The 12227-nt window shown below is 62.2% G+C and carries 8 protein-coding genes; 4 read left to right on the forward strand and 4 right to left on the reverse strand.

The genetic code is table 11. The features are described 5' to 3' along the window. Positions 1–460 precede the first annotated feature (460 nt). Positions 461–2731: a bifunctional 23S rRNA (guanine(2069)-N(7))-methyltransferase RlmK/23S rRNA (guanine(2445)-N(2))-methyltransferase RlmL gene (gene rlmKL, locus ACMTA2_RS10245; protein ID WP_413794746.1), complete on the forward strand. Its 2271-nt coding sequence runs from the start codon at positions 461–463 to the stop codon at positions 2729–2731. A 141-nt stretch (positions 2732–2872) separates the two neighbouring features. Continuing rightward, positions 2873–5257: a sensor domain-containing diguanylate cyclase gene (locus tag ACMTA2_RS10250; RefSeq protein WP_413794747.1), complete on the forward strand. Its 2385-nt coding sequence runs from the start codon at positions 2873–2875 to the stop codon at positions 5255–5257. A 167-nt stretch (positions 5258–5424) separates the two neighbouring features. Here ACMTA2_RS10250 and dacB read toward each other — a convergent pair whose 3' ends face one another. Then, positions 5425–6891 carry a D-alanyl-D-alanine carboxypeptidase/D-alanyl-D-alanine endopeptidase gene (gene dacB / locus ACMTA2_RS10255; protein WP_413794748.1) on the reverse strand — a complete coding sequence of 489 codons (1467 nt, stop codon included), beginning with the start codon at positions 6889–6891 and terminating at the stop codon, positions 5425–5427. A 231-nt stretch (positions 6892–7122) separates the two neighbouring features. Between dacB and ACMTA2_RS10260 the strand changes: the two genes are divergently transcribed. Further along, positions 7123–7467 carry a YggL family protein gene (locus ACMTA2_RS10260; RefSeq protein ID WP_212796847.1) on the forward strand — a complete coding sequence of 115 codons (345 nt, stop codon included), beginning with the start codon at positions 7123–7125 and terminating at the stop codon, positions 7465–7467. 165 nt (positions 7468–7632) lie between these two features. Here the strand turns inward: ACMTA2_RS10260 and ACMTA2_RS10265 are convergent, their stop codons facing one another. Then, positions 7633–8823 (reverse strand): benzoate/H(+) symporter BenE family transporter, encoded by a 1191-nt coding sequence (locus ACMTA2_RS10265; protein WP_413794749.1) that lies wholly within the window; start codon positions 8821–8823, stop codon positions 7633–7635. 326 nt (positions 8824–9149) lie between these two features. Here ACMTA2_RS10265 and ACMTA2_RS10270 point away from each other — a divergent pair, with 326 nt between their 5' ends. Further along, positions 9150–9914, forward strand: coding sequence for a GntR family transcriptional regulator (locus ACMTA2_RS10270; RefSeq protein WP_003183531.1), 765 nt, complete (start codon positions 9150–9152; stop codon positions 9912–9914). 123 nt (positions 9915–10037) lie between these two features. Here the strand turns inward: ACMTA2_RS10270 and guaD are convergent, their stop codons facing one another. Both guaD and xdhC read right to left on the reverse strand, forming a co-directional pair. Next, positions 10038–11342: a guanine deaminase gene (guaD, locus tag ACMTA2_RS10275; RefSeq protein WP_413794750.1), complete on the reverse strand. Its 1305-nt coding sequence runs from the start codon at positions 11340–11342 to the stop codon at positions 10038–10040. Positions 11343–11361: 19 nt separating this feature from the next. Beyond that, complete coding sequence (gene xdhC, locus ACMTA2_RS10280; protein WP_413794751.1) at positions 11362–12204, reverse strand: xanthine dehydrogenase accessory protein XdhC; 843 nt, start codon at positions 12202–12204, stop codon at positions 11362–11364. Positions 12205–12227 lie beyond the last annotated feature (23 nt).

Genomic DNA, 12227 nt, shown 5'->3' on the forward strand with positions numbered 1-12227 from the left:
GCCGTTGGTGGCTCGTTGCCGGCGTGACGAGCCGAGGTGTTGACGCCTTTGCGTCGTCAACCTGTGTTGAGTTCTAACCAAAGCGTCACAGGGATGGAATGATCGTTTTGTCATAAGCACGTAACATTAAAGATGTTAGGGCGATAAGTAACTTCATGTTCGTTGACCGCTTTTGGGCAAGACCCCTGTATGATCGGCCCTGCGCCAACGGGACTGTCTTTCCTTGAATGAGAATGTCCCCCTGTTGCACTCGGGTACTATTCGACGAAAGGGTCGAGTTTTCACAATTTGTTGCACAGAATTTTTTACCTGCCCCTGCATCTAAGCTCTTTTAACCTGAGCGGCGAGGGTGGAACGGCACACTTTCGTGCCACGCGGGTGCTCTTGAGAAAAGCACCTGATTGAACCCGGCCCGGCAATGCGTTGCCCGGTCCACTTAGCCAAAGGCTCTGGAAATCCCATGTCCGATCGTTTCGAACTCTTCCTCACTTGCCCCAAGGGCCTCGAAGGCCTGTTGATCGAGGAAGCCGTCGGGCTTGGCCTTGAAGAGGCGCGCGAGCACACCTCGGCCGTGCGCGGCATGGCCGACATGGAAACGGCCTATCGCCTGTGCCTGTGGTCGCGCCTGGCCAACCGCGTGTTGCTGGTGCTCAAGCGCTTCGCGATGAAGGACGCCGAAGACCTGTACCACGGTGTGCTGGATGTCGACTGGCAAGACCATATGCTGGCCGATGGCACGCTGGCGGTGGAGTTCAGTGGCCACGGCTCGGGCATCGACAACACCCATTTCGGCGCCTTGAAAGTCAAGGACGCCATCGTCGACAAGCTGCGCACGCCGTCGGGCGAGCGACCGTCCATCGACAAGCTCAACCCGGACCTGCGCATCCATCTGCGCCTGGACCGCGGCGAAGCGATCCTTTCCCTCGACCTTTCCGGCCACAGCCTGCACCAGCGCGGTTATCGCTTGCAGCAAGGCGCCGCGCCGCTGAAGGAAAACCTCGCCGCCGCGATCCTGATCCGCGCCGGTTGGCCGCGCATTGCCGCTGAAGGCGGGGCACTGGCCGACCCGATGTGCGGTGTCGGCACGTTCCTGGTGGAAGCCGGCATGATCGCCGCCGACATGGCGCCGAACCTGCGTCGCCAGCAGTGGGGCTTCACCGCCTGGCTCGGCCATGTGCCGGCGTTGTGGAAAAAACTCCACGAAGAGGCCACGGCCCGCGCCGCTGCCGGGCTGGCCAAGCCGCCGTTGTGGATTCGCGGCTACGAAGCCGACCCGCGGCTGATCCAGCCGGGTCGCAACAACGTCGAGCGTGCGGGCCTGAGCGAGTGGATCAAGATCTATCAGGGCGAAGTCGCCACTTTCGAGCCCCGTCCGGACCAGAACCAGAAAGGCCTGGTGATCTGCAACCCGCCGTACGGCGAGCGCCTGGGCGATGAAGCCAGCCTGCTTTACCTCTACCAGAACCTCGGCGAGCGCCTGCGCCAGGCGTGCCTGAACTGGGAGGCGGCGGTGTTCACCGGCGCCCCGGACCTGGGCAAGCGCATGGGCATTCGCAGCCACAAGCAGTACTCGTTCTGGAACGGCGCCTTGCCGTGCAAGTTGCTGCTGATCAAGGTGCTGCCGGACCAATTCGTCACCGGGGAGCGTCGTACCCCGGAACAACGCCAGGTGGAGCGTGAGCAGGCCGCCTACGATCAAACTCCTGAAGTACCGCAAGAGCGCCAGTACAACAAGAACGGCAACCCGATCAAACCGGCGCCTGCGCCGGCCCCCGTGGTCGAGCAGGCGCGCTTGAGCGAAGGCGGGCAGATGTTCGCCAATCGCCTGCAAAAGAACCTCAAGCTGCTGGGTAAATGGGCCAAGCGTGAAGGCGTGGACTGCTACCGGGTCTACGATGCCGATATGCCGGAATACGCCATGGCCATCGACCTCTACCATGACTGGGTCCACGTGCAGGAATACGCCGCGCCGAAATCCATCGACCCGGAAAAGGCCTCGGCTCGACTGTTCGACGCCCTGGCGGCCATTCCCCAGGCACTGAACGTCGACAAGAGCCGCGTGGTGATCAAGCGCCGCGAGCGTCAGAGCGGTACCAAGCAGTACGAGCGCCAGAGCGCCCAGGGCAAGTTCACCGAGGTCAACGAAGGCGGCGTGAAGCTGCTGGTCAACCTCACTGACTACCTGGACACCGGGCTGTTTCTCGATCATCGGCCGATGCGCCTGCGGATTCAGAAAGAGGCGGCCGGCAAGCGCTTCCTCAACCTGTTCTGCTACACCGCGACCGCCAGCGTCCACGCTGCCAAGGGGGGGGCCCGGAGCACCACCAGCGTCGACTTGTCGAAAACGTACCTGGACTGGGCGCGACGCAACCTCTCGCTCAATGGTTTTTCCGACAAGAACCGTCTGGAGCAGGGCGACGTGATGGCCTGGCTGGAAGCCAGTCGTGACGAGTACGACCTGATCTTCATCGACCCGCCGACCTTCTCCAACTCCAAGCGCATGGAAGGCGTGTTCGATGTGCAGCGCGACCACGTCCAGTTGCTGGACCTGGCCATGGCACGCCTGGCCCCGGGCGGTGTGCTGTATTTCTCCAACAACTTCCGCAAGTTCCAGCTCGAGGACAATCTCGGCGAGCGCTACGCGGTGGAAGAGATCACCGCCAAGACCCTTGATCCGGATTTTGCCCGCAACGGCAAGATCCACCGTGCCTGGAAGATCATGGCCCGTTGATCGGGGCCGATTGGATCCACGGAGCCTTGTAATTCAAGGCTTCTAGCTCATTCGGGGACTGGTCAAAGTGATGGCTAATAGCTATAACTTAGGCTGTGTCCAGGGCTGTGCCTATGCCTGGTACCTTTGCGAGTTGTATTTATGGCATTGCATCAGGTGCGTCCCAGGATTCTGGGCTTTATCAGTGAAGACGTGTCGGCCTGGCTGGTGGCTTCGCTGGTGCTGCTGGCCGGAACCTTCCTGACCGGCGTGTTGAGCTGGGCGATGATGGACCTGTTCAACCAGCAATTGCGCCAACGCTTCGAGTTGCAGGCCGAGGAGCGCTTCAGCCGCATCGAAGAGCGATTCCAGGACCAGGAACAACGTCTCGATGGCCTGAGGCGGTTCTTTGCCAATTCGGCAGGGGTTTCCAACGCGGAGTTCCACGGTTACGTCGAACCGCTATTGCGCCGCACCCTGGCCTTCGCCTGGGCGCCACGGGTATCTCGGGACTTGCGCCAATCCTTCGAGCAAGGGACGCGAGCCCAGGGAGACGAATCCTTTGCCATCCGCGAGGCCGACGATAGCGGCGGCCTGCGGCGTGCCGCCGAGCGAGGCGAGTACGTGCCGGTGCTGTACCTCCAGAGCCAGCCGCTTTCGATGTCGCCCCTGGGCTTCGATCTGCTTTCCCATCCATTGCGTCGGGCCGTGCTTGAGCGAGCGCGCTTGCTTGGCACGGTGGTGGTCTCGCAGCCGTTGGACCTGATGGGGGTCGGACCGGACTTCGCCCGTGGCGTGTTGCTGGTGGCGCCGGTCACCCGAGCGTCGGCCAAGGAACCGTTCGGTTACGTGGTGGCGGGCATCAACATGCGTCAACTGGTGGGCGATGGCTTACCGGCCGCAGGGCATGACAACCTATCGATGCGTGTCCTGGACCTGTCCACCGACAATCGGGAGGAAGTGCTGTTCGATACCCTCGACGCGCCGGGTGACAGCGATTTATCGGCAACCCGCCTGTTGCACCTGGCCGATCACAGTTACCAGGTGGAATTGCGGCCCAGCCGAGTGTTCCTGTCGTCCAATCGCTCTTCGGTCTCGAGCATGGTGGTACTTGGCGGCTTGCTCAGCCTGCTGCTCAGTGCCTTGCTCTACGTGCTGGTCAGCCAGCGGCAACGGGCCTTGAAGCTGGTGGAGCAACGCACCCGTGAACTGCGCGCCCGGGAGCAGGAGTTGCGCGGTACCCACGGTCAGTTGCGCGGTGTGCTGGATGCCGCGACCCAGGTCGCGATCATCGCCACTGATTTGCGCGGCGTTATCACTACATTCAACGTGGGCGCCGAACAGATGCTCGGTTACTCGGGGGCCGAGGTGTTGCAAAGCATGACCCTGGAAAGCCTGCATGTACCGCGCGAGCTCCAGGCCCGGGCCGCCCAGCTCGGCGCGCGTTTTGGCAAGCCGATTCCCACCTGCCATGCGATGCTGCTCGAAGGCGGCGAACAGGGTGGGCAGCAGGCGCGGGAATGGACCCTGGTGCGCCGCGATGGCAGCCATCTGACCGTGAACATGCTCGCTACACCCATGCTCGATGACCAGGGGCTGTGGGTCGGGCACCTGGCGATCTGCATCGACATCACCGAACGCCAGCGTGTCCACGAAGCGCTGGCGGCGCGTGACCTGTTGTTGAAAAAGCTCAGTGCTCATGTGCCCGGGGGGATCTACCAGTTCAAGATGGACTTCAATGGTCGCTTCAGCGTGATCTATGCCAGCGACGGCATCCGCGACATCTATGAGTTGGAACCCGATGTCCTGGTGCAGAACGCCGAGGCGATTTTCTCCCGTATCCACCCCTTGGACAGTACGCGCGTCCGCGCTTCGATCCGTGCTTCGGCCCACACCTTGAGCCCGTGGCGTGAAGAGTACCGGGTGCAGTTGCCCTTGCGTGGCCTGCGCTGGGTACGCGGCGAGGCCACGCCTGAGGAGCTGCCTGGCGGCGGAGTGTTGTGGCACGGCTACATCTCGGATATTTCCGACCTCAAGCGGGTGGAAGAAGAGCTGCGGGCCCTGTCCGTGACCGACGCCTTGACCGGTATTCGCAACCGCCGCTACTTCCAGGAGCGGCTGACCTCGGAGATGGCCCGGGTCGAGCGCGGTTCCGGCGGGCTGGCGGTCATCATGCTCGACATAGATCACTTCAAACGCATCAACGACCAGCATGGCCATGCGGTGGGCGACCGAGTGTTGCAGGCGGTCTGCCAGCGCATCGTCCAACGGTTGCGCCGTACCGATGTGTTCTGCCGATTGGGTGGGGAAGAGTTCGTGGTGCTCTGCCCGGACACTGACAGCGACAGCGCCCATGCCCTGGCCCTGGGGTTGTGGGAAGGCTTGCGGGCGGCGCCCATCGAGGACGTGGGGGTCGTCACTGCGAGCTTCGGCATCGCCACCTGGCGCGCCGGGGAGGGAGCCGATGCGTTGCTGCTCAGGGCTGACTCAGGCGTGTACGCGGCCAAGCAGGCCGGGCGGGATCGGGTCGAGGTGCAGTTGGGTTAGCCACTTAGGCAGGGTACATAGGGTCAAAGTGGACACAAAATTTGTGTACGACACAAATCCCCTGTGGGAGCGAGCTTGCTCGCGATAGCGCCAGGTCAGTCACATCCCTATCAACTGGCCGACCGAATCGCGAGCAAGCTCGCTCCCACATTGGGTTTTGCGCTGGGTCAGAGCACCGAAGCCGTCTGCGGCAGCTTCGGCTGGCGGTAGAGGTCCAGCAGCACCTGGTCCAGCACCGACGATGCGCCCCATGGTTTCGGATCATTGAGGATCGCTACCACCGCCCACGTGTTGCCATTGATGTCTCGGCTGTAGCCGGCGATGGCACGGACGGTGTTCAGGGTCCCGGTCTTGACGTGGGCCTCGCCGGCCATTGCGGTGGTTTTCAGGCGTTTGCGCATGGTGCCGTCGGTGCCGGCGATCGGCATCGAGCTGATGAACTCCGCCGAATACGGGCTGCGCCAGGCGGCTTGCAGCATCGCCGCCATTTCCCGGGCGCTGACCCGTTCGGCGCGGGACAGGCCGGAGCCGTTCTCCATCACCAGGTGTGGCGCGGTGATGCCTTTCTTGGCCAGCCACTGGCGTACCACCCGTTGCGCTGCCTTGGCGTCGTCACCGTCGGCTTCGTTGCGAAATTTCGCGCCGAGGCTCAGGAACAACTGCTGGGCCATGGTGTTGTTACTGTATTTGTTGATGTCGCGGATGATCTCCGCCAGGTCCGGGGAGAACGCCCGGGCCAGCACCTTGGCGTTGCTTGGGGTCGCGGCCAGGCGATCCCTGCCCTGGATGCTGCCGCCCAGTTCCTTCCAGATCGCGCGCACCGCGCCGGCGGTATAGGTGGCATGGTCCAGCAGCGACAGGTAGGTCTGGGAGCTGCAACCGTCACCGAGCTGGCCGCCGACGGTCACCGTCACACTGCCGTCCGCCTGGGGCACCGGGTTGTAGCGCACGCCGCCGGCGCACTGCTTGGAATTGACTGCCTTGACCTGGTTTTCGATGCGAATGCTGGCAATCGGCGGCTCCACCGACACCAGCACCCGGCCGCCGTCATTGCGGGCGACGAAACGCAGGGCCTTGAGGTTGACCAGCAGCGAGTCGGGCTTGACCAGAAACGGTTTGTTTTCGTCGTTGCCGTCGTCGTTGAACTCGGGCAGTTGTGGCTGGATGAAGAAGCTGCGGTCCAGCACCAGGTCGCCGGTGATCTGCTGCACGCCGTTGGCCCGCAGGTCGCGCATCAGCAGCCAGAGCTTTTCCATGTTCAGCTTGGGGTCGCCGCCGCCCTTGAGGTACAGGTTGCCGTTGAGAATCCCGCCGCTGAGGGTGCCGTCGGTGTAGAACTCGGTTTTCCACTGGTGATTGGGACCGAGCATTTCCAGGGCCGCGTAGGTGGTCACCAGTTTCATGGTGGACGCTGGATTGACCGAGACGTCGGCGTTGTACAGGGTCGGGGTGCCGGGGCCGTTGAGCGGCACCAGCACCAGGGACAAGGCGTCGTTCTGCAGTTTGCTGGCCTTGAGGGCCTTCTGCACGTTGGGCGACAGGGCGGTATTGATCGTGGCGGCGTGGGTGGTGACAGGGAGGGCCAGGGGAAGAAGAAGGCTGGCCAGAAGCAGTGGGCGCAAAGATTTGATCATGTGAAATAAAACCCTACGGGCGAGGGGGAAAAAACGAGGACATGAAAATGAACGCCCTCAACGGTCATGAAAGTGTCGGCATTATGCCCCAAGCCGCAACGGCTTGGACCGTGCCTGAGCCCTTCTGGGGCTATTTTTTACCGACGGTAGGTCGATAGGCCCGATCAGTCGGGCAATCGACGCACCAAACTGGTAAAGTGCCGGCCGTTATTACTTATGAGGATTGTTCCAATGGCGACTAACCGTTCCCAGCGTCTGCGCAAAAAGCTGTGCGTGGATGAATTTCAAGAGCTGGGTTTCGAACTGAACCTGGATTTCAAAGAAGATCTGGCCGATGAGGCTATTGACGCTTTCCTCGACGCTTTCCTGAAAGAAGCCATGGAAGCCAACGGCCTGGGCTATGTCGGCGGCGACGACTACGGTCTGGTTTGCCTGCAGAAGCGTGGTTCGGTCACCGAAGAGCAGCGCGCTGCCGTTGAAGCCTGGCTCAAGGCGCGTCCTGAGCTGACCAGCGTGGAAGTCAGCCCGCTGATGGACGTCTGGTACCCGGAAAAGCCGATCAACGCCAAGGCGTGATTGCTTGATGGTCAGAGCCGGCAGCCCGCTTGGGTGCCGGCTTTTTTTGTGCCTGGCTGTTAGGTGTTGGTGACTGTCAGGCCGCTATCGCGAGCAAGCTCGCTCCCACAGTAGTGATGTGAACCACACACATCCCCTGTGGGAGCGAGCTTGCTCGCGATGCTTTCAATCGTTGCGCCAGTTCAGGATCAGCAAGGTCAACACCCCCGCCACGATCCCCCAGAACGCCGAACCGATGGAGAACAGCGTCAGCCCCGACGCCGTGACCATGAAGGTGACCAGCGCCGCTTCCCGCTCCTTCACTTCGCTCATGGCGATGCTCAAGCCATTGATGATCGAGCCAAACAGCGCCAAGGCCGCGATGGACAGCACCAGCTCCTTGGGCAGCGCCGCGAACAACGCCGCCAGCGTCGCGCCGAACACCCCGGCAATCCCGTAGAAAATCCCGCACCACACCGCCGCCGTGTAGCGCTTGTTGCGATCTTCGTGGGCGTGAGGGCCGGTGCAGATGGCCGCGCTGATGGCCGCCAGGTTGATGCCATGGGAACCGAACGGCGCCAGCAGCAGCGAGGCGATCCCGGTGCTGGTGATCAGCGGCGAGGCCGGCACGTTATAGCCGTCGGCCCGCAGCACGGCGATGCCGGGCATGTTCTGCGAGGTCATCGCCACCACGAACAGCGGAATACCGATGCTGATGGTGGCGGCCAGGGAAAAGTGTGGCGTGGTCCACACCGGCGTCGCGACTTCCAGGGCAAAGCCGCTGAAGTCCAGCAGCCCCAGCAGGCCGGACAGCGCCGTGCCGACCAGCAGCGCCGCCAATACCGCGTAGCGAGGCGACTGGCGCTTGACGATCAGGTAAGTGAAGAACATCCCCAGCACCAGGCCGGTGCGATGTTGGGTGGCGACGAAGATCTCGCTGCCGATCTTGAACAGGATCCCCGCCAGCAACGCCGCCGCCAGCGAAGCCGGAATGCGCTTGACCAAGCGCTCGAAACTGCCGGTCAGGCCGCAGATCGTCACCAAGGTTGCGCAGGTGATATAGGCACCGATGGCCTCGCCATAACTCACGCCGCCCAGGCTGGTGATCAGCAGCGCTGCGCCGGGTGTCGACCAGGCGATGGTGACCGGTGTGCGATAACGCAGCGACAGCCCGATGGAGCACACCGCCATGCCAATGGAAATCGCCCAGATCCACGAGGAAATCTGCCCGCTGGTCAGCCCCGCCGCCTGTCCGGCCTGGAACATCAGCACCAGGGAGCTGGTGTAGCCGGTCATCATGGCGATGAACCCGGCGACGATGGCCGAAGGCGATGTGTCGGCCAATGGACGAAGTGGTGTGGTCGTGACTTCGGTCATGGTGGGCGGTGTTCCTTGTTATAGGTTATGCATCTGTGGGAGCAAGGCTTGCCCGCGATGGGAACGCCTCGGTTCCAAGGCATAACGCGTCAGCTTTATCGCCGGCAAGCCTTGCTCCCACAGGTATCACAGAAAGGTGGGTTTAAGCCTAAACTCAACCCGGTGAGCGATTGCTATACAGCCATGCCTCCAAACAGCCGTACAGTCGTGTTGCCATCAGAGGTTGTGTACAATCGAGCTGTTTTTTACGCGATACTTGCCAGCGACCCGCTGTGCCGTATTACAGTCACGGTCAATTCGCCGCAGTTCTCCCGACTCGAGTGCCCATGAACGAACAGTTGCAGCCCCTCAAGAAACAACCGCGAGCTGGTAAAGCCGGCCGCAGCGGAACCCAGGACGATATTGTCTATGCGCATATCTTCGAGGCCATCCTCGAACAGCGCCTGGCGCCCGGTACCAAATTGAGCGAAGAGGCGCTGGGGGAAATTTTCGGGGTCAGCCGCACGATCATTCGCCGGGCCTTGTCGCGCCTGGCCCACGAAGGCGTGGTGTTGCTGCGGCCCAATCGCGGTGCGGTGGTGGCGAGCCCGAGTGTCGAAGAGGCGCGCCAGGTATTCATGGCCCGGCGCCTGGTGGAAAGGGCGATTACCGAACTGGCGGTGCAGCATGCCACGGCCGAGCAACTGGCTGAGCTGCGGCAGATGGTCAGCGACGAGCGCGACAGTTTTTCCCGCGGCGACCGCGGCGCCGGCATCCGTTTGTCGGGCGAGTTCCACCTCAAGCTGGCCGAGGCGGCGAAGAACGCCCCGCTGATCAGTTTCCAGCGCAGCCTCGTGTCCCAGACGTCGCTGATCATCGCTCAATACGAAAGCGGCAACCGTTCCCACTGTTCCTACGACGAACACACCCAGTTGATCGACGCCATCGAGGCCCGCGATGCCACACTGGCCGTGGACTTGATGATGCATCACATGGACCACATCGACAGCAAGCTCAACCTCGACGAGGAAAGCGCGTCGGATGACCTGCATGCGGTGTTCTCGCATTTGTTGCAGAGCAAAAAGCCTGGGCGGTCGACGGCCAAGCTTTGATGGGTTGAATCAGTCATACCGTCAATCGCGAGCAAGCTCGCTCCCACAGTGGATTTGTGTTGTTCACATAATCCTTGTGGGAGCGAGCTTGCTCGCGATGGCGATTCAACAGGCAATAAAAATCTACCGCTGATGCACCAATTTACCGGCCGCATAAGTCTGCATCACCGTCCGGTCATCCCCCAGCGTCATCAACACGAACAACCGCTCGGCAATGTCCTTGGCCTGCTTCAGGCGATAGCTCAGCAGCGGCGTGGCGTTGTAGTCCAGCACCAGGAAGTCCGCGTCGGTGCCCGGCTGCAGCGTCCCGATCTTATCCTCCAGGCGCAAGGCCCGAGCGCCGCCGAGGGTGGCCAGGTACAGGGACTTGAACGGGCTCAGCCGCGCGCCCTGCAACTGCATCACCTTGTAGGCTTCGTTCAGTGTTTGCAGCAGCGAAAAACTGGTGCCGCCACCTACGTCCGTGCCCAAGCCGACGTTCACCTTGTGCTTTTCGGCCATCGGCAGGTTGAACAGGCCGCTGCCGAGGAAAAAGTTCGAGGTGGGGCAGAAGGCGATGGCCGAACCGGTCTCGGCCAGGCGTGCGCATTCGTCGTCGCACAGGTGCACGCCGTGGGCGAACACCGAGCGTTCGCCGAGCAGTTGGTAATGGTCATAGACGTCCAGGTAACCCTTGCGCTCCGGGAACAGTTCCTTGACCCACTGCACTTCCTGCAAGTTCTCGCTGATGTGAGTCTGCATGTACAAGTCGGGGTATTCCCACAGCAGTTGACCGGCCAGGGCCAGTTGTTCCGGGGTGCTGGTGGGGGCGAAGCGCGGGGTCACGGCGTAGTGCAGCCGGCCCTTGCCGTGCCAGCGCTCGATCAGCGCCTTGCTCTGGGTGTAGCTGGATTCGGCGGTGTCGACCAGGTAGTCCGGGGCGTTGCGGTCCATCATCACTTTGCCGGCGATCATCCGCAGGTCGAGCTTCTGGGCCACTTCAAAAAACGCATTCACCGATTGCGGGTGCACGCTGCCGAACACCAGCGCGGTGGTGGTGCCGTTGCGCAGCAGTTCCTTGACGAAAATATCGGCCACGGCATCGGCGTGGGCCTTGTCGGCGAACTGGCTTTCGCAGGGGAAGGTGTAGGTGTTAAGCCAGTCCAGCAATTGCTCGCCATAGGCGCCGACCATGCCGGTTTGTGGCAGGTGGATGTGGGTGTCGATCAGCCCCGGGGTGATCAGCGTGTCCGGGTAATGGGTGATTTCAATATCCGCCGCCAGGGTCGGCAACAGGTCCTGGGCGTGGCCGATGGCGCTGATCTGGCCGTTTTCCACCACCAGCAAACCATCTTCGAAATATTCATAAGAGGCTTCGATACCGACTTCGGCCGGGTCGGCGAGGCTGTGGAGCAGGGCGGCGCGGTAGGCTTTGCGTGTCAGGGGCATGGGAATTCTCAACGAGTGTTCAACGGTTCGCCTGGCTGCGGCGCGAGGCCGGCAGCAGTTTGGCAATCGGTTCGGCGCGCACGGTGTGCTGGCCGAAATCGGCGTTATAGGTGGCGATGATTTCGCCGGCGATGGAGATGGCGATTTCCACAGGCAACTTGCCTTTGACTTCGCCGATGCCCATCGGGCATCGCATGCGTTGCAAGGTGGCGCTGTCGAAACCGCGATCGCGCAGGCGATGTTCGAACTTGACCCGTTTGGTCTTCGAGCCGATCAGGCCGAAGTAGGCAAAGTCGTTGCGCTTGAGGATCGCGGCGCTCAGTTCCAGGTCGAGCTGATGGTTGTGGGTCATGACGATGCAGTAGCTGCCGGCGGGCAATTCGTCGACTTCATCCAATGGCTCTTCGGTGACGATCTTGTGCACACCGTGGGGCAGGTGTTCGGGGAATTCTGCTTCCCGCGAGTCGATCCAGCGCACCTTGCAGGGCAGGCTCGCCAACAGCGGTACCAGGGCGCGGCCGACATGGCCGGCGCCGAACACGGCGATTTGCGCCTGGACCTGACCCATGGGTTCGAACAGCAACACGGTGACGCCGCCGCAGCACTGGCCCAGGCTCGCGCCGAGGCTGAAGCGCTCCAGATGGGTATCCTGCTGGCCGCTGGCGAGCATGTCCCGGGCGATTTCCATGGCCTTGTATTCCAGGTGCCCGCCACCGATGGTGTCGAACGTCTGGCGGGCGCTGATGACCATCTTCGAACCGGCATTGCGCGGTGTGGAGCCGAGTTCTTCGATGATCGTCACCAACACGCAGGGTTCGCCGCGGGTTTGCAGGTCGGCGAGGGCGCTGATCCAGTTGTACATATTCACCTCGACATCTTTGTTGT

The sequence above is a fragment of the Pseudomonas medicaginis genome, assembly GCF_965119365.1.
Lineage (GTDB): Bacteria > Pseudomonadota > Gammaproteobacteria > Pseudomonadales > Pseudomonadaceae > Aquipseudomonas.

Excerpts from the sequence above, each read along its gene's own strand:
- guaD (WP_413794750.1), bottom strand. The coding sequence starts at position 11,342 with ATGCCCCTGACACGCAAAGCCTACCGCGCCGCCCTGCTCCACAGCCTC.
- rlmKL (WP_413794746.1), top strand. The coding sequence starts at position 461 with ATGTCCGATCGTTTCGAACTCTTCCTCACTTGCCCCAAGGGCCTCGAA.
- xdhC (WP_413794751.1), bottom strand. The coding sequence starts at position 12,204 with ATGTACAACTGGATCAGCGCCCTCGCCGACCTGCAAACCCGCGGCGAA.
- dacB (WP_413794748.1), bottom strand. The coding sequence starts at position 6,891 with ATGATCAAATCTTTGCGCCCACTGCTTCTGGCCAGCCTTCTTCTTCCC.
- ACMTA2_RS10265 (WP_413794749.1), bottom strand. The coding sequence starts at position 8,823 with ATGACCGAAGTCACGACCACACCACTTCGTCCATTGGCCGACACATCG.
- ACMTA2_RS10270 (WP_003183531.1), top strand. The coding sequence starts at position 9,150 with ATGAACGAACAGTTGCAGCCCCTCAAGAAACAACCGCGAGCTGGTAAA.
- ACMTA2_RS10260 (WP_212796847.1), top strand. The coding sequence starts at position 7,123 with ATGGCGACTAACCGTTCCCAGCGTCTGCGCAAAAAGCTGTGCGTGGAT.
- ACMTA2_RS10250 (WP_413794747.1), top strand. The coding sequence starts at position 2,873 with ATGGCATTGCATCAGGTGCGTCCCAGGATTCTGGGCTTTATCAGTGAA.